The following is a 25,165-nucleotide window of genomic DNA, read 5'->3' as shown; positions in this document are numbered from 1 at the left end:
TGTTTTACACCGAGTAATATGAAAAAAGATGTCACACCACATACAAAACAAACTGGCGAACGAAAACGATTTTTAACAGGATTGCTTGGAGGGATTATCGGCGGATTAGTGACCGTAGGCGTTGCCTTTACTTTTTTTAATCCCATGCCTTCAAACGACAAGCCAGTTAGCTCTTCAAAAGAAGATAAACAAGAAACAAATGTCAGTTCTATTAAATATGACGTAGACTCTAACGTCTCAAAAGCGGTTGAAAATGTCCAGGAAGCGGTTGTCTCTGTCGTGAATCTTCAGAAAAAAGAACAATTAAATGATTTTAGCCGTTTCTTTGGAGCGAAAGAAAATGAAGAGTCACATACAACGAATGACGAATTAGAAGCGAGTAGTGAAGGGAGTGGTGTTATTTACCGTAAAGATAAGGACCACTCTTATATTGTGACAAATAACCACGTAGTAGATGGTTCTGATGCCTTGCAAGTTTTATTAAATGATGGGACTAAGATTGATGCTAAACTAGTTGGGAAAGATAGCTATACTGACTTAGCCGTCTTAGAAGTTCCAAGTGAGAAAGTCAAAAAAGCAGCTGAGTTTGGTGACTCTGATAAATTAAAAGTAGGAGAGCCAGCGATTGCTATTGGTTCCCCCTTAGGATCAGTTTATGCTAACAGTGCCACTTTAGGAATTATCTCTGCTAAAGATCGTAAGATTACAAATGAAAATGAAAGCGGCCAACCCGTCAACATCAATGCTTTACAAACAGATGCTGCCATTAATCCTGGTAATTCTGGTGGCCCACTGATTAATATCGCCGGGCAAGTCATTGGTATCAACTCTATTAAGATTGCTCAAGCAACTAGCGGCGTTTCAGCTGAGGGAATGGGCTTTTCAATTCCAAGTAATGATGTTGTTTCAATTATTAGCCAATTAGAAAAAGATGGTGAAGTGAACCGACCAATGTTAGGGATTACAATGAGTGATTTGGCAATGATCAGTAAAGAACAACAAGAAAATATCTTAAAACTTCCTAACGACGTTAAAAACGGAGTTATTGTACGTAGCTTACAATTTGCCTCTCCTGCTGAAAAAGCTGGTTTAAAACAATATGATGTCATTGTGGCAATCGATGGTAAAGAAATCGAAAGTGGGACTGACTTACAATCTATCTTGTACAAGAAAAAAGTTGGAGAAACAGTTGAGCTTACTTACTACCGCGAAAAAGAAAAGAAAACTACAACCGTTGAATTAACTTTAGATCAAGCTTCGGCCCTTAAACAACAACAAAAAGAATAAAAAAAACCAGATGACTTAGTCATCTGGTTTTTTTAAATCGAAAATAATTCTGAAGCTTGGTCTGGATCAGTATCATATATTTTAAAATCATGATTGACACCCAGTCCTTGTTCTTTCAAACTATTTTCCATCGTCATATGAGCAAGTTCTTTCATATTATTCTCACGACTAAGGTGCCCTAAGTAGATACGTTTTGTCTTATCTCCCAAAACGTCACCCATAACTAATGCCCCATCTTCATTGGATAGATGGCCCTTGTCACCTAATATCCGTTGTTTTAAACTCCACGGGTATTTACCCATTCGCAACATACTTAAATCATGGTTACTTTCCATCAAATAAGCATCAGCATTTCTAACAACCCCTCGGACTTGTTCGCTACAGTAACCCGTATCGGTCAAAATAACAAAAGATTTATTATTACGTTGAAATTGATAAAATTGCGGGGCCGCTGCATCATGAGACACACCAAAACTTTCAACATCCATATCGCCAAAAGTTTTAGTCTTACCCATCTCAAAGATATGTTGATGCTCTGGTTTGATTGTCCCAATATTTTTAGCCATTGCTTGCCATGTCAGTTCATTAGCGTAGATATCCAAATCGTATTTACGAGATAAAATACCAACACTATGGATGTGATCTTTATGTTCATGAGTTACCAAAATACCATCTAAATCTGCTGGTGACCGTTTGATATCTCCTAAAAGACTGGTTATTTTTTTACCACTCAACCCTGCATCTACTAAAAATTTTTTCTTATCAGACTCGATATATAAGGCATTACCTGTACTACCGCTTGCCAAGATACTTACTTTAAATGCTTCTTCTTTCTTCAACACTCAATCAGACTCCTTCAAACTATTATTCTCACCTTACCATACTTGAATTATTTTTTCACTTCTGAGACATTGGGTGAAATAATTGAATTTGCAAAAGCATTAACACGCTCCATATGAACATTTTTCTTGTTATCTTTAATTAACACAAACCATGCTGGCACATACACATTTTTACCACGAATCGTAAAAATTCTAGTATAAGCTAATTGCGTTTGAAGAATGCTCCCCTCATAAGGAATCTTATTTCCCATATAAAGTGTATCAATCGCTTCTTTTTCAGTAATTAATTCTTGTTTTTCACGTAATGGTTCAATTTCACTTAAATGAGATTGCATAAAACCTGTCACTAATAGACTCCCTTTTGATTCTTCCACTTCTTCTAATACTAATTCTGACGTTTCGTCATTAAATGGTAATTCTTCATAGATCTGACTAAAAGTACGAACCTCTTTATTATCGGTTAATTTATGTACAGATTTATAATCTTTCCCTAAAGCAATCTGAGGGTTTTCTTTAATAAAGCTTAACCATTCTTTATCTGACAACTTATTAGATATTTTTTCTGGTGTACTGAATGCCATCCCAAAAGTATATTTATTTTGACTTTCTTTTGGTGTGTAGTCATGCTCAATTTCGGTGAAATCAGTTGCAGCTGCACTGAGATAATAGCCTTCAGATACGTCTTCTGACAGCTTTTTAGGGAAGCTAATCTTATCGGATGTTAGGCGGGTTTCAATTGTGGCCACGCTATTAACTTCCGTATTTTGCGCTTGATTGATTTTCCCTTGATAGTACGAATAACAAAGAAATAAATTTAAAGACAAGAAGGCACATAAAAAAATCAATTCAATTCGTTTGAAATCCATTATTTGCCACCTTCTTTCTCATCCACACTATGACCAATCTCAGTCAAACTCTCCCAAGTACCATCTAATTTAATGTACCAATCCGGCACTAAGTCAACTACTTGTCTCGTCTCATTGTTTGTTTCCCAACGATAACCTATTTGGAGATCTTGGATATCACGTTTCGTGATACCTAATGTGGTTAATTCTTTAATGGTATCATCTGTCCCTTTTAGAACAACTTCCTCATGTGAGGGAATCGGAACCTGAATTGTTTCTTGATTCGTCAATACTTTAACATTGTTATTATCTTTTGAAACAGAGATCCGTCCTTTGCTATATTCACTAAAAATAGGATAGCCTTCAACATAATTGCGATAGGTCACATTATTATCACTGCCCTCAAAGTAGCGAAGTGTTCCCATCGAAGTCCCTATGTTTTTCAAATAGAAAAAACTATCTTCAAAAATCGTATCGGTATCATAAGAACGACTCATCACTTCATCAAAATGCCCGGTATATTTAACTTCTCCAGTATCATATAAAACTGTTAACGTCCCACCATCCGCTGTCATCAAATTGACGTCTTTACTTTCATCGTTTTCTTCATTTGAAATCACTTCTTGTCGATCATCAAAAAAAGCTTGTGAAAACGTCGTATAAGACTGTGTTGCCAAAATATAGCTGTATTTTTTCAGTTTGATTTCATTTTTAAATTCATAAAAAACTGGTAGCTCACTTGACGGATTCATGACTGGTAACAAACGGCTACTTTCAGCTTTAATCATATCTTTTAATTCGCTCATCTCACCAGACAGCTTTAATTGATAAACTTGACGATCATCGCTATCTAAAAAGTGCAGTTTACTCTCATCTAATGACACAACTAGGCGATGAAAATCAACCGAACTCTTTAGTTCCTTATCGGGCTCAACGCCATTAATTTTCAAGAAGTACGTCACTGAGATTGGGCTAGACATAATCATATCGAAAGACCCACGTTTACTAGCTGGTTCTAAGTATTTTTTTCCTAAAGAAATCGTGATCTTCCCTTTCATACGGCTGACCAATTCTTTTGTCATACTTTGAATTAAACTTTCCTTATTCGTATAGTAATGGCCACCATCGCTTGAATGGTAGACTAATTTAACTGGTAAGAAAACATCTTTCGGTTGTTTAGTAACAAGAGATTTTTCTGGGTTACGTTGCTGATCATGTTCGGTACTTCCAGCATTTGTCCAAATCTTCCACGATAAAATCAAACTAATAAAAATCATTAAAATTAGCATTATCCGAATTATTTTACCTGATACCTTCATTCCCAATCATCCTCCTCTATCGGTTCATAAGGGAGTGATAGATAGAAGGTTGAGCCTTTTCCTTCTTCACTCTCAGCCCAAATAGTGCCACCGTGATCATTGATGACTTCCTTAGAAATGGCTAGTCCCAAACCAGAGCCTCCCATTGCCCGAGAGCGTGCTTTATCCACACGGAAGAAACGATCAAAAATACGCTTCACATCTTTTTTAGGAATCCCCATCCCTTGATCACTCACACTTAAAATGACATTGTTATGAGTCTCCAATAAGGTACACGTGATTTCACCACCATCAGGCGAATATTTTAAAGCATTGTTCATAATATTGTCCAATACTTGCATCAATCGATCTTGATCAGCTTCTACCCAAATGACACGACGTGTAAATTCACGCTTAATCGTATAATTTTGATTTTCTTTATTAATCATCATTTCAAAACGATCTAACACAAAATTAACTAATTCATTTAAATTTAATAGTTCCTTTTGTAAGGGACTACGCTGTGAGTCCATTCTTGATAGATTTAATAAGTCGTTAATCATTCGAATCATACGATCGGTCTCAACTAAGGAGACATTGATAAATCGTGGCGCTATCTCAGGATCTTCCCAGGCACCATCCGACAAAGCTTCTAAATAACTACGCATACTCGTTAAAGGTGTTCTTAATTCGTGAGAAACATTGGAGACAAACTCACGACGTTCGCGTTCATTTTTTTCTTGTTCGGTTACATCATGTAGGACACAAACTAATCCACTAATAAAACCAGATTCTCGTCGAATCATCGCAAAATCAGCCTTGATGATTGTCTCATCTTCCTCACCCTCGTGATTTATCGTCAGCAGTTGCTCATTTTTACCCTCTAACAACTCACGCAAAGTGTAATCTTCTTCTATATCCAAAAGATCTAAAATTGAACGTCCCACACTTGTTTCGTGTTTTTTTTCCAATAAAAGCAAGGCTTTTTCATTGATAATAATTACTTTACCGCGACGATCGGTTGCCACAACACCATCTGTCATGTGCGATAGCACACTATCTAAGCGATGTCGTTCCGCTTCTAAGGTCTCTTGTGCTTCCTCGACTCGTTCTGATAATTCATTAAAGGTCTGAGCCAATTGACCCAATTCGTCTTGACCATGAACTTCCAACTCACCACTATAATCACCTTGAGCAATTCTTCTAGCTTGATGTTGCATCTCACCAATTGGCTTAGTAATTGTTCTTGCCACTAATAAGGCAACAGCTAAAGAAATCGTCATTGCAATCACTGAGGCGGAAAAGAAAAGCAAGGTAGTATTATTAATTTCACCATATTTACTTTCAATATCGCTCTTAACATACACGCCACCAATAACAGCATCTCCTGCTGGCGAGCGAATTTGTTGAACATTAATATAAACTCGCTGTTTTGTTTCACTATCCTTTTGTTCTTGCCGTTTTTCAGTAAAATCATTGAGTGCCGCTATATCATTTTTTTTCCCAATAATATTTTGATTATTGGCATCACTTGACGCTCGCACGATCCCCTTATCGTCAACAACTCTAACTTCATAGACATCTCGTTTGGAGAATTCATTGACTGTTCGTTTTAAAACAGCATCTCCCTCTTCATCTCCTGCAATTAATTCAGTGCTAAGGTTAGAAGCAAGGGACTCAACTTGGACGTTCATTGTTTCTTTAAAAGTAGTCAAAGTATTTTTTTCCAGTTCACGAATAAAAATAGCCCCGATGATCTCTACTGAAATTAGTAACAGTAGGACAAACACCATGGCTATTTTAAAGTGAACAGATTGGAAAAAACTAATTTTTTTCCTCATGTTCATTGCTCCTAATCTTGTTCGGGATTTCGTAAGTAGTAACCAACACCACGACGCGTCACAAGCCATATTGGATGACTCGGATTATCCTCAATTTTTTCACGTAGGCGACGAACTGTCACATCAACTGTTCTAACGTCGCCAAAATAATCATAACCCCACACTGTTTGCAATAAATGCTCACGTGTCATCACTTGACCAAGATGTTTGGCTAAGTAGTGTAATAACTCAAATTCACGATGGGTCAATTCTATTTTTTCCCCACGTTTTGATACAATATAAGCGTCTGGATGGATGGTTAAAGCGCCCACCTCCAACTCATTTACTTCTTCTTCTTCTTCAACTGCCTTTGAACTGGTTTGACCATGGCGACGTAAGTTGGCTTTAACACGTGCGACTAGTTCACGATTAGAAAATGGCTTAGTGACATAATCATCTGCCCCTAACTCTAATCCTAATACTTTGTCTATTTCAGAATCTTTTGCCGTTACCATGATGATTGGCATATCATAGTTTTTACGAACTTCGCGGCAAACTTCTAACCCATCAATCTTTGGTAACATCAGATCTAACAAAATCAAATCTGGTTCAACTTCCTTAACAGATTCAAGCGCCTCCTCACCGTCATAAGCGGTAAAGACCTCATATCCTTCTTTAGTTAAATTGAACTTAACAATATCCGAAATCGGTTTTTCATCATCTACTACTAATATCTTTTTCATGACTTTTCCTCCTCATGTTACTGTCATCTTACTACTACTAAGGATATCTTATTCATTATACCTTATTTTGGAGTCAGATAAAACCTTAGGTAACCTTATACTTGCCATGACAAGTATACGCTTCTTAACTTAATGACCACTATAACGCTATATGTCTTTATAGCTAATTTCTTCTAAATCTAATACTCTCTTTTTCAAATTTAGCCCACCAGAATACCCACCTAGCGTTCCATCCTTACGAATAACACGGTGACATGGAATTTGTAATAAAACTGGATTTTTACCAATCGCAGTTCCAACTGCTCTAATAGACTTAGGGCGATTAATCATAATAGCAATTTCTTCATAGGTCAAATGACAGCCGTAAGGGATACGTCGTAAGGCTTGCCAAACACGTTGTTGAAACTCAGTTCCGACTAAACTGATATCTAAGGGCAACTCAAATTGTCTCAACTCTCCGATTAAATATCTTCTTATTTGAAGTATATAAGGGGCGACTTTTTGCTGATTTAATTTCACTTGCTCTCTCTTTGGATTGACCTTGGTCATCTCTGGCATTCCGACTCCTAAATAACGTAGCCCCTGCTCACTGATTAAGACAACCAATTCGCACTCCTCTATGAGTAGACAATCATAATATAAACTCAATTCACTCCACTCCTATCACTTTTATATCTCGCAATTAGCCTCAAAAAGCCAACCCTAGCATAAACACTAGCATTGGCTTTTTTTTATTACTTACTAAACTATAAAATGAGATGGCTTTTTAATATAAGGTAAATACAACTCATGCATCGCACGTGAACTAGCCGTGTATAATAAATTTAATTCATGTTGACTAGCAAAACGTTTAGCAGAAGCGTCATGAACTACAACAACATCAAATTCTAAACCTTTAGCTAAGTGAATCGGCATGATAAACTGTTGACCACTTAAGTCTAATTTTGTTGAATCAGCAATTAACGTCACCCCAGTTGGTTGATTTAATTGTTGATATAACTTACGTGCTTCATTACTATCTTTAGTTAAAATAACTTGACGTTGATCCACTTGGCAAGAAGCAAGACGAACTTTTAAATAGTTTAGATAACTGTCTAAATCTAATATTTCTTTAATTTCTGGTTCTTTCCCTGGACGATCAATCACTTCAACGCCACTTTCATCTCCACCTAATAAGTGTTTCATAAAATGACTTATTGGGCCACTTGAACGGTAAGATTTCAGTAGCTTGACTGAGGTCACTCGACGTTTATCACCTGCAAATAACGCCTCAACACGTGAAAACGTTGTTCCTTGAGCAAAGATAGACTGATAACCGTCTCCAACTAACGTAAAATTAGCTTTACCGTAAACTTTAGCTAAGAAATAAAGTTGCGCCTCACTGTAATCTTGTACCTCATCCAAAACAACAAATTTGGTTTGTGTATGGTTCCCACGATCCACCATTAAATAATTTAAATAAGCAAATTCAGTCGCTTGATCTAAAGACATCGGTTGTTCTAAAGGCATCCCGACAGCTAATAAATAATGACTATCTAAATCTAACCAACGATAGCTCTTGATAGCTTTACGGATCACGCTATAACGACGATGAACTAATTTATAAATAATTTGATCAATCTGCTCATCTTCATTTTTTTCTCGGCCCTTACTCTTATCACCACGACCTGGACCTTGAGAAAATAACTGATTGTATTCTTCATTACTTAGGTTTTCTAATTCATTTCGCCATTTGGGTTTTCGACTTTCTGTTTTAATATAACTCATTAGTGCTTCCTGCATTTTTTCTTGTAAATAACCTAAACGACGGTATAATTCAACTTCCTTCGGCAAAGCCATCAACGTTTGACGCATCCATTTAGCTGAAATAACAACTTCTGAACCAAGCGTTAACGACTGAAAGTCTAAATCGGTAGCATCTAATTCCCCTACATAACGTTCAATCTCTAACATATTTTCTAAAGAATCCATGACCCGATAATTCGTTAATTGAGATTCTAATTCCTCAATATGGTGATTTTTACCACGGGTTCTCATCAGATCACGATACGTCATTTGGCGAGGGTTCTTTTCACCTAAACTTGGTAACACTTCTTCGATGTATTTACTAAACATCGGATTTGGCGATAGTAATAAAACTTGTTCTGGTCTCAAATTATCTTTATAACGATAAAGTAAAAAGGCGATACGTTGTAGAACCGTTGAAGTCTTTCCACTCCCTGCAATCCCTTCAACAATTAAAACATCACTTTTAGTATCACGAATAATCGCATTTTGTTCTTTTTGAATGGTGCTCGTGATATCTTGTAATTTTACTGATGACTCTTCATTTAAGACTTCTAGTAACATGGGATCTTCAATTGCCGTACTAGTATCAAAGAAATCCATTAATTTATTTTTGGTCACTTTTAACTGACGACGATTTTTCAAATCAACTGGAACTTCGCCCATTGGCGCCTCATAAGAAGTCTGCCCCAAATTATTTTCATAGTATAAATTAGCAATCGGTGAACGCCAATCATACACGTACTGTTCATGATTTTCGTCACTAAACCCTGCTACTCCTATATAAAACTCATCTGTTTCTGTTTCTTCAGGATACAAAACACTTAACTTAGCAAAATAAGGACCAGCCATTAGTTGCTTAATATTATTTTTTTGTTTCTCTAACCACTCACGTTTATAATTTAATTGCGCAAGTTCTTGGTTTTTTTGTTCCACTTGAATTAATGACTCAAAACTATCAGCTGCTGAAGAATTATTCATGCGGACATCTTCTGATAAATTCTTTAAAAAACTACGAGAATCTTCATCAGCTTCTTCGGCTTCATTTATAACCTTTCGTTCCATCTCCACTAGCTTTTCATATACCATTGCTAAATGGGCTTGTTCTAATTCCCACTCTGTCTTTTTAGTCATTCTCTTACCTCCGACCACTTTGTCTTACGAACAAATAATTTTACGCTCATGTTTAAGATAAGTCAATGATATAAAAAATTAATTATAAGACTTAGTGTCAAAGCAAAGTAAACGCCTTCTTTTATCAGTGTTTTTATCACCTAAGTCTTACCGTGACTTTTACGGCAGGATTTGTTATTTTAAAAGAAGAATAGCTTTTAAAAAGCTACGACTGAAAGGAATGGTTTGATGTTTAAAAATTATGGTCCCCTCTGTGCCGCCGTTTATGAGCTGACAAAGCCTATTGGCAGTGAGCTAAATGGAGATATTACTTATTACTTAGAACGCTTAGAAGGCCGTCATGGTCCCATATTAGAGGCGGGTGTAGGGACTGGTCGGATGCTAATTCCTTTATTGGAAGAAGGCTTTCAAGTAGATGGCGTCGATCTATCAGCTGATATGTTAGAAAAATGTTCTCAAGCCTGTCATCAACGTCACTTGACCGCAAATTTAATTCAAGCAGACCTTGCCACTATGGCTTTAGGCAACTGTTATGACACAATCATTATGCCCACTGCCTCTTTTTCTTTACTTCCTTCTGAAGAAACGGCGTATCAAGTTTTAACAAACTTTTTTGACCATCTCGTACCAAAAGGACGATTAATTATCGATTTAGATCTACCTTTTTATCCAGAGATAGGTGAAGTCTCTACGACTACTTACTCTATAGATAAAAAAACCGGCATTACGTTAGAACAAAAAACACTTGCAATTGATTGGTTCCACCAACACATTGTAACCTACTTAAAATATGAAAAATGGACAGAAGGTTCTTTAATCGCAACTGAGCTACAAGATATGACAATGAGGTGGTATGGGTTAAGCGAATTTAAACTAATGTTAGAAAAAGTTGGATTTGAAAGTATTACACTCTCAGCAGATTATGACTATCTAGCCCCCCCCTAGCAATAGCAATCAAACCTTTACCTTTGAAGCAATAAAACCGTAACAACGCTTACTAAAAAGACACTCAAAAGCATTCCATCTACTTATAAAACTTAGTACAACAAACAAGTCCTACAAGGTGGTTTTTTTCACTTATAAGGAGTAAAATACGGGTAAAGATTCTTGGTAACTTATGACATTCTCTAGTCATAAAAAAGTTAGTTGCGTCATGTTTTGTTATTAATTCTTACAATCAGAATAAAAAAATGACAAGTGAGGTAATTGTATATGGGATTGAAAAATTATATCGAAAAAAACTATGAAGATGAAACACGCCAAGCATTGCTCAACGAGTGGCGAGCACATAAAAGTCTTTTAAAAGGAAACTTTTATGCTTGGGAAAACGAATATCTAGATTTAGGCTATCACCAACAACAAACACTAAGTATCGTGGCATTTATTCAGCGGAAAATCGAACGCATTATTGAAAATGCGCAGCATTTACGAGAAGAAGAAAACCAAACCCTGCAGGAAAAAGAGCAAGATCTCCCCAACTAAAAAAGCTTGAAACCTTAAATTTAAGGTTTCAAGCTTTTTTTAAACAATAACCTCTCCATAAGGCATCTTAAATTTGTTGATACCCTTGATACAAAAAGAAGAGCGCTAAGATAATCGCTAACACGCCTATTAAGGATAATTTAGATACCGCTCCTACCCAAGGTTTATGAGCATACTTAATATACTGTCCTTTAATCGCTTTATGTCTGCCAATCCCTTGTAAAATAACACCTAAAAATAGCAATCCTATCCCAATAAATATCATGATAACTCCTATCCATAACATTTTAATATTTTTAAACAAAAAAGAGACAGCGTCAATCGTTTTCTAAATGCTTGCGCACCAACGTTTGACCTGTCTCATGGGTTTGGCACCCATGGGTTGTGGGGGGTTCGAACCCTCGACCCACGGATTAAGAGTCCGTTGCTCTACCAACTGAGCTAACAACCCGACTACATTTACAATTTTAGCACTCTCGTCGTCATGGTGCAAGCCATAAGCGCAAAAAAATAAGCCCCAAACGTGACTTATTTTTTTGAACGTCCAGATTTCGCTGGACAATCACAAGCATCACACTCACACGACCCTTTTTTCAAAAAAAGTGAGCGATATATTATATATCCTGCCGTACCAAAAATGATGACACTTAGCACAATTGTTGCTATCATTTAACCCTGTCCCTTCTGTTAAATATCCTCTAACGTAACCACCTCAGCCTTAGTCGGTCTCATCACACTATAGATTAAACTACCTAAAACACCGACTGCTACTATACTTAACCAAGTTATTCCTTGTCCTTCTATCAGTATGCGACCGCCTTGGTAAATAATAAAACTAATAGCGTACGCTAAGCCACACTGAAATAAAACAGCAATAAGCGTCCATTTATAATCCGACATTTCGCGATGAATGGCTCCGATAGCTGCAAAACATGGCGCACATAACAGGTTAAAAACCAAGAAGGAATAACCTGAGACTGGAGTATAAATAACTTGCAAAGCCGGCCAAATTTCTTGACCTGCCTCAGATACATCACGACCGGCACCAAACAAGACGCCAAAAGTTCCAACTACATTTTCTTTTGCTACAAGTCCAGTAATGGTCGCTACAGCACTCCGCCAATCCCCCCACCCTAGAGGAACAAATAAGTAAGCTAAGACACTTCCTAAACTAGCCAAAATACTTTGATCTTCTGAGACAAAATGTAACTGCCAGTTTACATTAGAACTAAACCAAATAAGGATACTCGAAACAAAGATAAGCGTGCCGGCTTTTTTGACAAACGCTTTACTTCGATGCCAAGTTTGTTGCCAAACTCCTTGAAATTGTGGCCAATGATAGGCTGGTAATTCCATAATAAAAGGGGCAACGTCACCCCTAAACCCTCGCGTTTTCTTTAACATAATACCTGAAAAAACAATCGCTAACACACCGATAAAATAAGCCGAAGGCGCGACCCATGAGCTAGCTGGAAATAGTGCCCCTGCAATCAAGGCTATAATTGGTAGCTTAGCAGAACATGGCATAAATGTGGTAACCATAATAGTGATTTTACGATCTTTTTCATTTTCAATGGTACGACTTGCCATAATACCAGGTACGCCACATCCTGTAGCAATCAACATTGGAATAAACGACTTACCCGATAACCCAAATTTTCTAAATAAACGATCCATAACAAAGGCTAGCCGCGACATGTAACCACAATCTTCTAAAAAAGAAAGACAGAGAAATAGCACCATAATTTGAGGTAAAAAACCAATTACTGCACCTACTCCAGCTACAATCCCTTCTAAAATTAACCGTTGCAACCATTCAGCTACTTCCAAATAATTTAAGCCTGCTGCTAAATAATTTGGAACTAATACACCAAACAGCTGATCGTTTAGCCAATCAGTGCCAGCTGTGCCAATGGTTTGAATCGACAAATAGTAAACAAACCACATGAGACCTGCAAAAATGGGTAAAGCTAGAAATCGATTGGTCACGACTTGATCAATCTTATCACTCACTGTCAACTTAAATTCTTTATTATTCACAACACATAACTCAACTAATTTGGTAATAAATTGATAGCGTTCATTAATCACAATACTTTCGCTATCATCACCAAATATTTTTTCCGTAATCGTGATAATCTCTTCAATCTCTTTCCAATCAGCTTGCGAAAGTACTAAGGTCTGGCAGACAGCCTCATCTCGTTCAAACAATTTAAGGCTGTACCATCGGTACTTATTCTCGCTTATTTTTTTCGTAGGTTCTGTTTGAAAAGTTGCCTTATGCAAAATTCCGATTATTTCTAAGAGTGCAACCTCTAAGCGCTCATCATACTGGATACCGATCCTTTGAGAAGTATTATTTGACTCAATTGCCGTTAAACTTTTAGCAACTATTTCAGATACCCCTTGACCTTTAACAACACTCATCCCGACAACATCTGTCCCTAAGCCATAAGATAACTTACTTAGATTTATTTCTTTTTCTTGTTTTTTTACCACATCTAACATATTGACTCCCACTACGAGAGGTAAGCCAAGGTCCAATAGCTGTAGCGTTAAATAGAGATTACGCTCCAAATTACTCCCATCTACAATATTAATAATTGCTTCTGGCTGTCCTTCCACCAAATAATTACGAGCAACAACTTCTTCTGGTGTGTAAGGAGATAGGGAGTAAATACCAGGTAAATCTTGAATCATGATGTGATCAGCTTGTTTATAGTAACCTTCTTTACGTTCAACCGTTACACCTGGCCAATTTCCCACTGATTGACTCGAGCCTGTTAAGGCATTGAATAAGCTAGTTTTACCACTATTCGGATTCCCCACCAAAGCAAGCGATAGTTTATTCATCTTAGAACTCCTCTACTATGATAAATTCTGCTTCTGTTTTTCTTAAAGTTAATTCGTAACCTCTCACACTAATTTCAAGTGGATCGCCCAATGGGGCTACTTTTCTTAAATACAGCGGGGTTCCTTTCGTTAACCCCATATCCATCAAGCGGCGACGGATTTTTTTATCTCCAACAATTTGTGTTACTTTTACTTGCGTCTCAACTTGAGCCTCAGACAATGACCATGTTGTCTTTTCACCTACACGTTCGTCACTCACCATAATTTGACTAACCACCTGCTCACTCATCGCAAGACGTGTGTCTCTTAATAAAATAATATAATCGCCATGTTTATTTTTTGAGACAATTCTAATTGGTGTCCCACTAATTAATCCTAAATTGGCCAAATGACGATTAGAAACAGTCTGATTTATAATTTCAAGTACAAAATATTGTTTTCCTTGATTGCCCTCTATTAATCTAATCACTCTATCACCCATCTATCTTGTGATGATATCACATATTTTATTTAATCACCTTTTATTGAGAATCATTATCATTTACATCTTTTATACTACTCTTCCCCTGGAAAGGTGTCAATAAAAACCCAGTCTTTGCTCATTCTTTCTCAATATTTTTTATACTTATTATTTGTCCTAGCTTTACACGACTACTAGATGTAGTAGCACCACTCTTTCGTTTTTTTTAAGAATTAGCCTAAAGCTTGTTATCACCCACTTTAGATCTCGTATGGTATAAGAACGTCACAAGAGTAAAAAAAGACTTATCCACATGTTTATCCACTGAAAAATAAAGAAGAAATACTAATCTAGAGGCTTTTCGTCTAATTCTCCACAAACACCATGACTTGTATTCCACAGAACCCCCACATACCATATATTGTGTTTTTAGTCTTTTTCATTCTTGACTTTCCCAAGATACAGGGTATACTAAATATAGAATTAAATCGGAGGTAAGAACTATGACAAACATTACATTATACACAAAAGATAACTGCCCTCAATGCAAGATGACTAAACGTTTCTTAAGCGATAAGAACGTTTCATATAATGAAGTAAACATTGATACTGAACCACAATATGTAGAGTGGTTAAAAGAAAATGGCTACCGTAGCGTACCCGTTGTCACAGCAAATGAAGACATCTCAATCGTTGGCTTCAGACCAGATCAATTACGTTCTTTAGCTGTTTAATAGCAACTGTTCCAATTCACCTTATCGACACTCAAAATCGTTCGCTGCACATAACTAGCGGGCGATTTTGTTGCGTTTTATCTCGTAATCCCTTATCTCTTACAACTATTATTACCTAGGAGCCAAACAATAAAGTTGGTTCTAAAATAAAATCTAGTATAATAGATGTTTGAAGAAAAAATTTAAGAAAGTAGTGACTAAAAGTGAGTTTAAAAAAATTAACTGATGTTAGCTATTTCGAGCTAAACAATGAAATTAACCGCCCAGTTGATGGCCAAATTCCTTTGCACAAAGATAAAGAAGCACTCGTTGCCTTCTTTAAAGAAAATGTCGAACCTAATACGATGACATTTTCAACAACTGAGGAAAAAATCAACTACTTAATCGATCATGATTTTATTGAGACAGCGTTCATTAAAAAGTATTCAATGTCATTTATTGATGACTTATATGCCTTCTTAAAAGAGCAACATTTTCAATTTAAATCGTTTATGGCAGCCTATAAGTTTTATTCACAGTATGCCTTAAAAAATAATGAAGGCACAATGTATCTTGAGCGTTATGAAGATCGTGTCGCTTTCAACGCACTTTATTTTGCCAATGGTGACGAGCAATTAGCCATGAATATTGCCGATGAAATGATTCATCAACGTTATCAACCGGCGACTCCTTCTTTCTTAAATGCTGGACGTAAACGTCGCGGCGAATTAGTTTCTTGTTTCTTACTACAAGTAACAGATGATATGAATAGTATTGGGCGTTCCATCAACAGCGCTTTGCAATTATCACGGATTGGTGGCGGAGTTGGAATTTCATTAAATAACTTACGTGAAGCTGGCGCACCTATTAAAGGCTATGAAGGGGCTGCTAGTGGCGTTGTTCCCGTTATGAAATTATTTGAAGATAGCTTTAGCTACAGTAATCAATTAGGTCAACGTCAAGGTGCAGGGGTTGTTTACTTAAACGTCTTTCATCCTGATATTGAAATGTTCTTATCTACTAAAAAAGAAAATGCCGATGAAAAAATTCGGGTTAAAACCTTATCTTTAGGATTAAATGTCCCAGATAAGTTTTATGAATTAGCACGTAACAATGAAGACATGTATTTATTTAGTCCTTATAGTGTTGAAAAAGAATATGGTATCCCCTTCTCTTATCTAGATATTACAAAAGAGTATGACAATTTAGTGGCTAACCCTAATATTCGTAAAGCTAAAATCAAAGCCCGTGACTTAGAAAATGAAATTAGTAAATTACAACAAGAATCAGGTTACCCTTATATTATCAATATTGATGAAGCTAATCGTCAAAATCCAGTCGACGGTAAGATTATTATGAGTAACTTATGTTCTGAAATTTTACAAGTTCAGACACCTTCTATTATTAATAATAAACAAGAATACGATGTTTTAGGGACAGATATCAGCTGTAATCTAGGCTCTACTAATATTCCTAACTTAATGGCGAGTACTAACTTTGGTCAATCCGTCCGTACTATGACACGTGCCCTAACTTATATTACCGACGCCTCAAGTATTGACGTTGTTCCATCAATCAAAAATGGCAATGACTTAAATCACACAATCGGTTTAGGCGCTATGGGGCTCCATTCTTATTTTGCTAAAAATCAAATGGAATATGGCTCTCCTGAATCAATCGATTTTACTAATATTTATTTTATGTTACTAAACTACTGGACATTAGTTGAAAGCAATCAAATTGCTAAAGAGCGTCAACAACGTTTCTATAATTTTGAAAAATCAACCTATGCTGATGGTTCATACTTTGACAAATATATTGAAGCCAACCACCAACCACAGTTTGATAAAATAAAAGCCCTCTTCGCTGATATCTTTATTCCAACAGCCGAAGATTGGAAACAATTAAGCCAAGACGTTCAACGTGATGGGTTATACCACCAAAATCGTTTAGCAGTTGCACCAAATGGCTCAATTTCTTATATTAATGACACGAGTGCTAGTATTCATCCGATTACACGTCTTATTGAAGAACGTCAAGAGAAAAAAATCGGAAAAATCTATTACCCTGCTCCTTACTTAAGTAACGAGACATTACCTTACTATACTTCAGCTTATGATATGGATATGCGCAAAGTTATTGATGTCTATGCAACCGCTCAACAGCACATTGATCAAGGTATGAGCTTGACTTTATTTATGCGTTCAGATATTCCAGAAGGCCTTTACGAATGGAAGACAGACACAACCAAACAAACCACACGTGATTTGAATATCTTACGTCACTATGCCTTCCACAAAGGGGTTAAATCAATTTATTATATTCGTACCTTCACAGATGATGAAGAAGAAATTGGCAGTAATTCATGTGAAAGCTGTGTAATTTAAGGGAGGAAAAACAAGCTATGAGTCAAACGTATTATGAAGCAATTAACTGGAACAGCATGGAAGATATGATTGATAAATCAACTTGGGAAAAGTTAACGGAGCAATTTTGGCTTGATACCCGTATTCCTTTATCAAACGACTTAGATGATTGGCGTGCTTTATCAGAGTTGGAAAAACAAACAATTGGTTATGTATTTGGTGGTCTTACGTTACTTGATACTATCCAATCTGAGAGTGCCATCGAAGCTATTCGCCCTGATGTGCGAACACAACATGAAGAAGCTGTTCTGAACAATATTCAGTTCATGGAATCTGTTCATGCTAAAAGTTACTCTTCAATCTTCAGTACTTTAAATACCAAAGCTGAAATTGAAGAAATTTTCGAATGGACTAATACTAATGAATTTTTACAAAAGAAAGCTAAAATGATTAATGATATTTACCTAACAGGGACACCTTTACAAAAAAAGGTAGCTAGTGTGTTTACAGAAACCTTCTTATTTTACTCAGGTTTTTTTGCGCCACTTTACTATCTAGGTAATAATAAGTTGGCCAATGTAGCAGAAATTATCAAATTAATCATTCGTGATGAATCTGTTCACGGTACCTATATTGGTTACAAATTCCAATTAGGATTTAATCAGCTACCAGAAAATGAACGGACTGAAATGGAAGATTGGATGTATAACTTATTATATGAGCTATACGAAAACGAAGAAGGCTACACTGATATGTTATATGGCGAATTAGGTTGGGCTGAAGAAGTCAAAACATTCTTACGCTACAATGCTAATAAAGCCCTAATGAACTTAGGAGTCAATGCTTTATTCCCTGATACTGCCAATGACGTCAATCCGATTGTAATGAATGGTCTCTCAACGGGGACAAGCAATCATGATTTCTTCTCACAAGTCGGTAATGGTTATTTACTAGGTAGTGTAGAAGCTATGAAGGACGATGATTACCTAATTGGTCTGACTAAATAAAAAAAGCCCTTAGGGGCTTTTTTTTTATAATAATTGTAATAACTCACGTAACTCTTTGATTTCATAGGTCGGGATAATCTTAGTCTCATTAACTACTCCCAAGGGATTGTACCAACATGTTTTAGAACCAGCCAAGTTACCACCTTTAATATCTGCACTTAAAGAATCTCCTACAATCAATGTTTCTGAACGCTCTACACCAGGCAAACGTTCAAACACATAATCAAAAAATTGAGGCATCGGTTTTTGAAAACCAGTATCTTCAGAAACAAAAATCGCTTCTTTAAAATAAGTTAATAGTTCTGCTTTTTCTAAACGACGATATTGTGTTTCAGAAACACCGTTTGTGACAATCCCCAGACGATATTTTTTACTCAGTTTTTCGATTACTTCAAATGCTCCAGGTAATAAAATAGCTTCTTCCTTTAAATAACCTCTAAATAACCGATCCATCTCGTAGCCATCTCGTTCTAAGCCACATTTTTTAAAAATATATGTAAATCGTTCACTTAAAACTTGTTCTCTTTTTACCAATCCCTGTTCAAAAGCAGCCCATAGATCATGGTTTTTAAGTTCATATATTTCAAACAATTCTGGGGTCATCGTTATCCCTTGAGCATGAAACATTTTTCGCAAAGCATTTTGTTGCCCTTGTTTAAAATCTAATAATGTTTGATCAACATCAAATAAAATCGTTGTATATTCTGACATTCTCTAACTCCTTATAGACGTAAAAAAACTTTACTACTAGCCAACTAGTAGTAAAGTTCACGCTTATTTTTTAAAATAGTGTTTAGTTTGTTCTAACGCACTACGTTCCATTACTAATTGACCATACTCTTCTAAAACTTCTGGAGTCAAAGTTACTAAGGCGGCAAACTCTAAAACTAGTCCTAACTCATCATAGACTTGTTCTTCTGTCATTTCTTCTAAGTCAAATGTTAGATGCAAATAATAAACATCACCCTCACCAGACATACGATATAAATCACTCGTCATATTTTCAAACTTAGCACGATGTGCTAAGACAATCAAATCTTCAAAGCTCGCTAAACGAACGACGGTTTCAATCGTGGTTGGTGCTAGTACGCCATCCTCTGTTTCTTCCTTTTCAGTAGACTTCTCGCCACTTCTAGCAACTAATGAGCCTTCGTCTAAATTAGGCTCAGAAATCGGCAAACCTTCCCCTATTTGACTCTTGATAAAATCACTAAAATTGTCCTGATTTAAAATTTCTCCAATTTCTGGAAAATCATTTTCACCATCTACCAACACATTTTTACTAATAAATAACTCTAACCCATTCCGATTTGGTAGCACCTGAAAAGTGACAGCATCTGTCTCTTGGAACTGCTCATCAATATCGACCTCTTCTAGAATACTATAAAAGAAACTTTCAATTTGCTTGTGATTACCTAATAAATCTAAAAAAGTAATCCCTCGTGCTTCTAAATCTTCATTTTCAATCAACACTCGGATTGTATTTTCATTAATGCGTTCCATTTCCATATGGCTACACCTCTCTTCTTTGAACTATCTGATAGTTATATTTTCTTTATCTCTATAGACACATTGTAGCCTAAAACCCTAAAAAGTAAAGAAAAAAATCTACAAAAAGACCTCGTCCGGTGACGAGGTCATCTATTATTGACTATAAGCCTGCCATTAACTGCGCTTGGCGTAATTCTAATGCCCGAACTTCTCTTGGTAAGAATCGACGAATCTCATCCTCATTGAATCCAACTTGAAGACGTTTTTCATCAATCATAATAGGACGACGTAACAAACCAGGATTTTCTTGAACTAATTTCAATAATTCTGGTAGTGACAAATCATCGAAATCCATATCTAATTTTTGGAAAACTTTCGAACGTGTTGAAATAATTTCTTCAGTACCATCCTCTGTCATTCGTAAAATATCTTTTAATTCAGTTAAATCCAAAGGTTCTGAAAAGATATTACGTTCCTTAAATGGGATTTCTTGCTCTACTAACCACGCGCGCGCTTTACGGCAAGATGTGCAGCTTGGTGAAGTATATAATGTTAGCATAAATGTCACTCCTTTAAAATGAGTTTTATGACTACAATTCCTGTAGCTCTTGTATTCATTATAACCTATTCACACTAAAAATACTACCCTTAAATTAACTTTCTCTAATTTAAAACGCAATTAAATCCATGTTTGTTCACACTTTCCCCCTTGAAACCCCTTTATTACAAGGTTTCACTCATTAATTTCTCATTTTGTTTTTTTTATCAAGTGTTATTTTAATAACTAAGCGTTTCAACTGTCTTTTTAATTTTTTTTCCAGTATAATTAATAAAAAAACAATGTTAGGAAGATACTAAAATGGATACTATTTTTTCTGGAATACAACCGAGTGGCATTCCCACTATCGGTAACTATATTGGTGCTATGCAACAATTTATTTCGCTACAAGATGACTACAACTGTTACTATTGTGTCGTAGATGAACACGCCATCACCGTCCCACAGGACCGCTTAAAATTACGAGAACAAACTCTTAGCTTAGCTGCTTTATATTTAGCAGTTGGCTTAGATCCTAAAAAAGCCACAATCTTCATCCAATCTGAAGTAGCTGCTCACGCTGAAGCAGCTTGGATTGTTCAATGTAACACAACAATTGGGGAATTAGAACGCATGACACAGTTTAAAGATAAATCACAAAAAAATGGACAAACCAGTGTTAGTGCCGCTCTTTTAACCTATCCACCACTGATGGTTGCCGATATTATCTTATATGGTAGTAATTTAGTACCTGTTGGCGAAGATCAAAAACAGCATTTAGAATTAACACGTGATTTTGTTGATCGCTTTAACACTCGTTACGGTTCTGAGAAACAACCAATTTTGGTCAAACCTGAGGTTAAGATTCCAAAACATGGCGCTCGCATCATGAGTCTACAAGATCCAACTAAAAAAATGAGCAAATCAGATACCAATGCTAAAGGCTATATTTCAATGCTTGACGACCCGACTGTCATTCGGAAAAAAATCAAATCAGCTGTTACAGACTCTAGTGGTAAAATTGAGTACGATATCGAAAATAAACCTGGTATCTCTAACTTACTTACTATCTTCTCAGCTATGACTGGTCAAAGCGTGACTGAGTTAGCTGAGCACTATGCGAACTCTGGTTATGGACAGTTTAAGACTGATCTAGGCGAGGCAATCGTTGCTGTTCTTGAACCTATTCAACAACGTCAAAAAGAATTGCTTGCTTCTGATGAATTGGATCTTATTTTAAATGAAGGGGCTGAAAAAGCCAATAAAGTTGCTAAAAAAACTTTACAACGTATGCGTAATGCCGTTGGTTTAGGTCGTAAAGGACGCTTATCACTATAATAGTATTAATTTTATCTTATCGAATCCTACACTGATGCTTTTTTAAGAGTCGGCTGTCTATGGACCCGATTACATAAATCATCTAAAAAAGACTGTCACAATTTAGTGACAGTCTTTTTTAATTAACCAACAATCGTTAACTCTTTTGGATAATGATTTAATAATTCATAACCATCTTCTGTTGCTAAAACTAAATCTTCAATGCGAACTCCCACTTCTCCTGGAATATAAATACCTGGTTCTACTGAGAAAATCATCCCCGGCTCAACGACGTTATCATTCGTACCTGAAACATCCCCCGCCTCATGACACTCAATGCCAATAAAATGACCCGTACGGTGAGTAAAATACTCGCCATAACCTTTTTCAGTAATATAATCACGAGCTGCTGCATCGATCTCACTAAATTTAACGCCTGGTTTAACTAATGCAATGGCACGCTTATTTGCTTCTAAAACAGTCTCATAAACTTCACGACTCTTATCTGACACTGATTTATAGAAGAATGTACGCGTCATATCTGAACAATAACCCTCTTTAACGCCACCAATATCTAAAATAATGCTATCGCCTTCTTTAACCCGAGACGCATCTGTTTCATGATGCGGATCTGCTCCATTAGCACCATAAGCCACAATTGGCTCAAATGAGAAGCCTGAATTACCTAACTCATCATAAATATCTGCTAATTTTTTACTCATCTCTAATTCTGTTAATTCTTCTTTAATTAGAGCTTGTAGGCGATCCACTGCCTCATCATTATCTTTGGATGCTGCACGCATCAAATCTTTTTCAGCTTCTGTTTTAATAGCACGTACGTCATCAGTGATTTCTGATCCAATCACAAATTTTGTTGCGTTACTTAGCTCCATCAATCTCAATAAGAAGTGTGACGGCCAATTTTTATCTACTCCCATGACTTGACTAGGGTCTAATTCATTTAAGAGACAGGCTACACCGTCATCCGTATCATCTATCGATACTAATTTAATCCCCATATCATTTTCAATTGGGAACAATTTATTAATGACTAGGATGTGTTCCCCAGAAGTTTTTAAAATTAAGACTAACATACGCTCACCAGGATGAATCCACTTACCTGTTAAATAAAAAATAGTCGCTGGGTCCGATACTAATAACTGTGGGACTTCACGTTCTTTCATTTTGGCGATGACTTTGTCGAGACGTTCTTGATTCATTTCTGTTTCCTCCTTGTATAAGCTATTGTTAATTAATTTTATCACGTAAATTTATTATAACACAGCAATCATAAATTCATTGTTCATAATGACTGCCTTTCCTAATAAAAAAACGTACTAAGCAAGCCCTTAAAGCTCATTTAGTACGTTTTAATTTAATTAATATAACAAATTGACTAAGTCAGCTACTTCAATATTACCAAAATATTTTTTCAAATCAATGGTTTCAACTGCTTCTGTGATACTTGGTTTATCGTATTTGATTCCTTTTAATTGTTCTTCTACATCTTTAATTTCACCTAACCCAAAGAAATCACCAAAAATTCTAATATCATTTAAGGTCCCACCAGAAACATTCATTTTTGCTTCTACCGAGCCAATCGTAAAGCGTTCTCGTCTGACTAAATCGAACTCTGGCGAACGGCCATAATTCCAATTCCAATTGCGATAATAGTTATCAGAAATTTGATTGATTTTTGCCCAATCATCCTCAGTTAAGGTATACGTTTTAACCTCATCTAAATTTTCTACACCAAAGATACGCAACAAAATATCTTGACGAAAATCAATAGTTGTCATTCCTTGATACTCATCAGCTAAAAATGGTTTAATATTGGTTACACGTGAGCGAATTGATTTAATTCCTTTTGATTCAATCTTATCTTTGCGGACTTTTAAGGCATTAACAACTTCATTGATATCACTGTCAAACATGATAGTACCATGAGCAAACATTCGCCCATTAGTCGCATACATCGCATTTCCTGAAAACTTACGATCATCAATCACTAAATCATTCCGGCCTTTTAGTTGTGCACCCTCGACTCCCATAGCGTGCAGAGCATCTATAATAGGTTGCGTCACTTTAGCAAAATCACGGAAAGATTCACCATCATCAGGCATGATAAAACTAAAATTTAAGTTACCTTTATCATGATAAACAGCTCCGCCACCGCTTAATCGACGGACCACGTGAATTCCCTTTTCTTCTACATATTCTTTATTAATTTCTTCAATCGTATTTTGATTCCGTCCAATAATAATTGACGGATCATTGATATAAAATAATAAGATCGGTTCTTCTAAAGGCATTTCTCTCATTAAAAATGTTTCGATTGCTAAATTAATACGTGGGTCTCTTTCTTCATTAGGTACATACAGCATTGATAAATTCCTCCTAAATTGTAACTGTTAGATTTTTTTCTGCTAAACACACTGACACTTTACTTCCCGAGGCTTCCTTAGCTTCTTCCAATAGCTTAGTTAAATCCTTATCTTGAGCTAAGTGGCTTAAAATAAGTTGTTTAACGTCTCCTATAGCAGCCATCAAACCGACTTCATGAGACGTAAAATGAGCATGATGATGTTCATTCCCTTTAAATAAATAAGTATCTGCAATTAAAATATCAGCATTTGCTACAAACTGGTTAAAACTAGCTAAGTAACCAGAATCAGCCGTATAAACTAAAACTTTTCCTGTTTTTATTTCTTCAATCCTCATGGCGAAACAAACTACTGGATGAACAGTCCGTAAAAAAGTTAAACGGAACGGACCAATAACAAGACGATCATGCTCTTGATAACCGATACCTTTTGAGACATCTGGCAAACTAAGACTTGAGAAATAAGCATCCTCCATATGACCATAAATAGGTAATAATTTTGGTGTTACCGTGCTGTTATGCAATTGACGATAATATTGCAGGACACCTAAATCAGCAATATGATCGTGGTGATAGTGGGAAATAATAACCGCATCCAAAGTTAATGGGTCCAAATGTTCTTGTAAAACATTGAGCGTACTACTTCCAGCATCTATCAATAAACTAAAACCCTCTGACTCTAATAAATAAGAACTTGTCCCTTCATTGTTCCAAGGATAACCTCCCCAATACCCTAAAACTGTCACTTTCATTTACTTCGCTAACACCCTTTCTGACCTCTTTACTTTATACTTAATTATA

Annotated in this window: 24 protein-coding genes and 1 tRNA gene; 7 read left to right on the top strand and 18 right to left on the bottom strand. The window is 36.1% G+C overall.

Annotated features, from left to right (window positions below; genetic code table 11):
* Positions 1-18: 18 nt before the first annotated feature.
* Positions 19-1,287, top strand: coding sequence for a S1C family serine protease (locus OL234_RS01270; RefSeq protein WP_275469365.1), 1,269 nt, complete (start codon positions 19-21; stop codon positions 1,285-1,287).
* A gap of 32 nt (positions 1,288-1,319) precedes the next feature.
* Here OL234_RS01270 and OL234_RS01265 read toward each other — a convergent pair whose 3' ends face one another.
* The 7 genes from OL234_RS01265 to OL234_RS01235 form a co-directional block, all read right to left on the bottom strand.
* On the bottom strand, positions 1,320-2,126 hold the full coding sequence (locus tag OL234_RS01265; RefSeq protein ID WP_275470089.1) for an MBL fold metallo-hydrolase: 807 nt from the start codon (positions 2,124-2,126) through the stop codon (positions 1,320-1,322).
* A gap of 50 nt (positions 2,127-2,176) precedes the next feature.
* Entirely contained in the window at positions 2,177-2,995 is an 819-nt protein-coding gene (locus OL234_RS01260) for a two-component system regulatory protein YycI (RefSeq protein WP_275469364.1), read from the bottom strand.
* A complete protein-coding gene (locus tag OL234_RS01255; protein WP_275469363.1) occupies positions 2,995-4,293 on the bottom strand; it encodes a YycH family regulatory protein in 1,299 nt (432 codons plus the stop codon). Before OL234_RS01255 ends, OL234_RS01260 begins: the two co-directional genes overlap by 1 nt.
* Positions 4,290-6,113, bottom strand: coding sequence for a cell wall metabolism sensor histidine kinase WalK (gene walK / locus OL234_RS01250; protein ID WP_275469362.1), 1,824 nt, complete (start codon positions 6,111-6,113; stop codon positions 4,290-4,292). The genes OL234_RS01255 and walK overlap by 4 nt, the downstream gene beginning before the upstream one ends.
* A gap of 11 nt (positions 6,114-6,124) precedes the next feature.
* The gene (yycF, locus tag OL234_RS01245; protein WP_275469361.1) at positions 6,125-6,835 is read right to left on the bottom strand and encodes a response regulator YycF; all 711 of its coding nucleotides are present in this window, start codon (positions 6,833-6,835) and stop codon (positions 6,125-6,127) included.
* A gap of 147 nt (positions 6,836-6,982) precedes the next feature.
* Entirely contained in the window at positions 6,983-7,483 is a 501-nt protein-coding gene (locus tag OL234_RS01240; RefSeq protein WP_275469360.1) for a methylated-DNA--[protein]-cysteine S-methyltransferase, read from the bottom strand.
* A 93-nt stretch (positions 7,484-7,576) separates the two neighbouring features.
* Positions 7,577-9,754 carry a HelD family protein gene (locus OL234_RS01235; protein ID WP_275469359.1) on the bottom strand — a complete coding sequence of 726 codons (2,178 nt, stop codon included), beginning with the start codon at positions 9,752-9,754 and terminating at the stop codon, positions 7,577-7,579.
* Between the two features lie 228 nt (positions 9,755-9,982).
* Here OL234_RS01235 and OL234_RS01230 point away from each other — a divergent pair, with 228 nt between their 5' ends.
* Together OL234_RS01230 and OL234_RS01225 are read left to right on the top strand one after the other, a co-directional pair.
* Positions 9,983-10,699 (top strand): class I SAM-dependent methyltransferase, encoded by a 717-nt coding sequence (locus tag OL234_RS01230; RefSeq protein WP_275469358.1) that lies wholly within the window; start codon positions 9,983-9,985, stop codon positions 10,697-10,699.
* 267 nt (positions 10,700-10,966) lie between these two features.
* Positions 10,967-11,236, top strand: a complete 270-nt coding sequence (locus tag OL234_RS01225; RefSeq protein WP_275469357.1) for a hypothetical protein — start codon at positions 10,967-10,969, stop codon at positions 11,234-11,236.
* 67 nt (positions 11,237-11,303) lie between these two features.
* On the opposite strand, the gene OL234_RS01220 is transcribed toward OL234_RS01225, so the two are convergent.
* From OL234_RS01220 to OL234_RS01200, 5 genes are all read right to left on the bottom strand, one after another.
* The gene (locus OL234_RS01220; RefSeq protein WP_275469356.1) at positions 11,304-11,522 is read right to left on the bottom strand and encodes a hypothetical protein; all 219 of its coding nucleotides are present in this window, start codon (positions 11,520-11,522) and stop codon (positions 11,304-11,306) included.
* Positions 11,523-11,614: 92 nt separating this feature from the next.
* A tRNA-Lys gene (locus OL234_RS01215) sits at positions 11,615-11,687 on the bottom strand.
* Between the two features lie 77 nt (positions 11,688-11,764).
* The gene (locus OL234_RS01210; RefSeq protein ID WP_275470088.1) at positions 11,765-11,902 is read right to left on the bottom strand and encodes a FeoB-associated Cys-rich membrane protein; all 138 of its coding nucleotides are present in this window, start codon (positions 11,900-11,902) and stop codon (positions 11,765-11,767) included.
* A 21-nt stretch (positions 11,903-11,923) separates the two neighbouring features.
* A complete protein-coding gene (gene feoB, locus OL234_RS01205) occupies positions 11,924-14,089 on the bottom strand; it encodes a ferrous iron transport protein B (RefSeq protein WP_275469355.1) in 2,166 nt (721 codons plus the stop codon).
* Position 14,090: 1 nt separating this feature from the next.
* Positions 14,091-14,558 (bottom strand): ferrous iron transport protein A, encoded by a 468-nt coding sequence (locus tag OL234_RS01200; RefSeq protein WP_275469354.1) that lies wholly within the window; start codon positions 14,556-14,558, stop codon positions 14,091-14,093.
* 494 nt (positions 14,559-15,052) lie between these two features.
* On the opposite strand from OL234_RS01200, the gene nrdH reads away from it, so the two are divergent.
* The 3 genes from nrdH (at position 15,053) to nrdF (ending at position 18,635) form a co-directional block, all read left to right on the top strand.
* A complete protein-coding gene (nrdH, locus tag OL234_RS01195) occupies positions 15,053-15,283 on the top strand; it encodes a glutaredoxin-like protein NrdH (protein ID WP_275469353.1) in 231 nt (76 codons plus the stop codon).
* Between the two features lie 203 nt (positions 15,284-15,486).
* Positions 15,487-17,649, top strand: a complete 2,163-nt coding sequence (nrdE, locus tag OL234_RS01190; protein ID WP_275469352.1) for a class 1b ribonucleoside-diphosphate reductase subunit alpha — start codon at positions 15,487-15,489, stop codon at positions 17,647-17,649.
* 17 nt (positions 17,650-17,666) lie between these two features.
* A complete protein-coding gene (gene nrdF / locus OL234_RS01185; RefSeq protein ID WP_275469351.1) occupies positions 17,667-18,635 on the top strand; it encodes a class 1b ribonucleoside-diphosphate reductase subunit beta in 969 nt (322 codons plus the stop codon).
* Between the two features lie 24 nt (positions 18,636-18,659).
* Here nrdF and OL234_RS01180 read toward each other — a convergent pair whose 3' ends face one another.
* The 3 genes from OL234_RS01180 to spxA all read right to left on the bottom strand — a co-directional run bounded on the left by OL234_RS01180 (position 18,660) and on the right by spxA (position 20,685).
* Positions 18,660-19,346, bottom strand: coding sequence for a YjjG family noncanonical pyrimidine nucleotidase (locus OL234_RS01180; RefSeq protein WP_275469350.1), 687 nt, complete (start codon positions 19,344-19,346; stop codon positions 18,660-18,662).
* Positions 19,347-19,409: 63 nt separating this feature from the next.
* Positions 19,410-20,144 carry an adaptor protein MecA gene (locus tag OL234_RS01175; RefSeq protein ID WP_275469349.1) on the bottom strand — a complete coding sequence of 245 codons (735 nt, stop codon included), beginning with the start codon at positions 20,142-20,144 and terminating at the stop codon, positions 19,410-19,412.
* A 142-nt stretch (positions 20,145-20,286) separates the two neighbouring features.
* Entirely contained in the window at positions 20,287-20,685 is a 399-nt protein-coding gene (gene spxA, locus OL234_RS01170) for a transcriptional regulator SpxA (RefSeq protein WP_275469348.1), read from the bottom strand.
* A 300-nt stretch (positions 20,686-20,985) separates the two neighbouring features.
* Here spxA and trpS point away from each other — a divergent pair, with 300 nt between their 5' ends.
* Positions 20,986-22,002 (top strand): tryptophan--tRNA ligase, encoded by a 1,017-nt coding sequence (gene trpS / locus OL234_RS01165; protein ID WP_275469347.1) that lies wholly within the window; start codon positions 20,986-20,988, stop codon positions 22,000-22,002.
* Positions 22,003-22,124: 122 nt separating this feature from the next.
* On the opposite strand, the gene OL234_RS01160 is transcribed toward trpS, so the two are convergent.
* From OL234_RS01160 to OL234_RS01150, 3 genes are all read right to left on the bottom strand, one after another.
* Positions 22,125-23,201, bottom strand: coding sequence for a M24 family metallopeptidase (locus OL234_RS01160; RefSeq protein ID WP_275469346.1), 1,077 nt, complete (start codon positions 23,199-23,201; stop codon positions 22,125-22,127).
* Positions 23,202-23,360: 159 nt separating this feature from the next.
* On the bottom strand, positions 23,361-24,365 hold the full coding sequence (lplA, locus tag OL234_RS01155) for a lipoate--protein ligase (RefSeq protein ID WP_275469345.1): 1,005 nt from the start codon (positions 24,363-24,365) through the stop codon (positions 23,361-23,363).
* Positions 24,366-24,378: 13 nt separating this feature from the next.
* A complete protein-coding gene (locus tag OL234_RS01150) occupies positions 24,379-25,116 on the bottom strand; it encodes an MBL fold metallo-hydrolase (protein WP_275469344.1) in 738 nt (245 codons plus the stop codon).
* Positions 25,117-25,165: the final 49 nt, after the last annotated feature.

This window comes from Vagococcus intermedius, assembly GCF_029144185.1.
Taxonomy (GTDB): domain Bacteria; phylum Bacillota; class Bacilli; order Lactobacillales; family Vagococcaceae; genus Vagococcus_D; species Vagococcus_D intermedius.
Note: the sequence above shows the minus strand (reverse complement) of the source record. Positions and strands in the feature narration are given on the sequence as shown.

Excerpts from the sequence above, each read along its gene's own strand:
- OL234_RS01270 (WP_275469365.1), top strand. The coding sequence starts at position 19 with ATGAAAAAAGATGTCACACCACATACAAAACAAACTGGCGAACGAAAA.
- OL234_RS01260 (WP_275469364.1), bottom strand. The coding sequence starts at position 2,995 with ATGGATTTCAAACGAATTGAATTGATTTTTTTATGTGCCTTCTTGTCT.
- OL234_RS01255 (WP_275469363.1), bottom strand. The coding sequence starts at position 4,293 with ATGAAGGTATCAGGTAAAATAATTCGGATAATGCTAATTTTAATGATT.
- walK (WP_275469362.1), bottom strand. The coding sequence starts at position 6,113 with ATGAGGAAAAAAATTAGTTTTTTCCAATCTGTTCACTTTAAAATAGCC.
- yycF (WP_275469361.1), bottom strand. The coding sequence starts at position 6,835 with ATGAAAAAGATATTAGTAGTAGATGATGAAAAACCGATTTCGGATATT.
- OL234_RS01235 (WP_275469359.1), bottom strand. The coding sequence starts at position 9,754 with ATGACTAAAAAGACAGAGTGGGAATTAGAACAAGCCCATTTAGCAATG.
- OL234_RS01230 (WP_275469358.1), top strand. The coding sequence starts at position 9,983 with ATGTTTAAAAATTATGGTCCCCTCTGTGCCGCCGTTTATGAGCTGACA.
- OL234_RS01225 (WP_275469357.1), top strand. The coding sequence starts at position 10,967 with ATGGGATTGAAAAATTATATCGAAAAAAACTATGAAGATGAAACACGC.
- OL234_RS01220 (WP_275469356.1), bottom strand. The coding sequence starts at position 11,522 with ATGTTATGGATAGGAGTTATCATGATATTTATTGGGATAGGATTGCTA.
- feoB (WP_275469355.1), bottom strand. The coding sequence starts at position 14,089 with ATGAATAAACTATCGCTTGCTTTGGTGGGGAATCCGAATAGTGGTAAA.
- nrdH (WP_275469353.1), top strand. The coding sequence starts at position 15,053 with ATGACAAACATTACATTATACACAAAAGATAACTGCCCTCAATGCAAG.
- nrdF (WP_275469351.1), top strand. The coding sequence starts at position 17,667 with ATGAGTCAAACGTATTATGAAGCAATTAACTGGAACAGCATGGAAGAT.
- OL234_RS01180 (WP_275469350.1), bottom strand. The coding sequence starts at position 19,346 with ATGTCAGAATATACAACGATTTTATTTGATGTTGATCAAACATTATTA.
- OL234_RS01175 (WP_275469349.1), bottom strand. The coding sequence starts at position 20,144 with ATGGAAATGGAACGCATTAATGAAAATACAATCCGAGTGTTGATTGAA.
- spxA (WP_275469348.1), bottom strand. The coding sequence starts at position 20,685 with ATGCTAACATTATATACTTCACCAAGCTGCACATCTTGCCGTAAAGCG.
- trpS (WP_275469347.1), top strand. The coding sequence starts at position 20,986 with ATGGATACTATTTTTTCTGGAATACAACCGAGTGGCATTCCCACTATC.
- OL234_RS01160 (WP_275469346.1), bottom strand. The coding sequence starts at position 23,201 with ATGAATCAAGAACGTCTCGACAAAGTCATCGCCAAAATGAAAGAACGT.
- lplA (WP_275469345.1), bottom strand. The coding sequence starts at position 24,365 with ATGCTGTATGTACCTAATGAAGAAAGAGACCCACGTATTAATTTAGCA.
- OL234_RS01150 (WP_275469344.1), bottom strand. The coding sequence starts at position 25,116 with ATGAAAGTGACAGTTTTAGGGTATTGGGGAGGTTATCCTTGGAACAAT.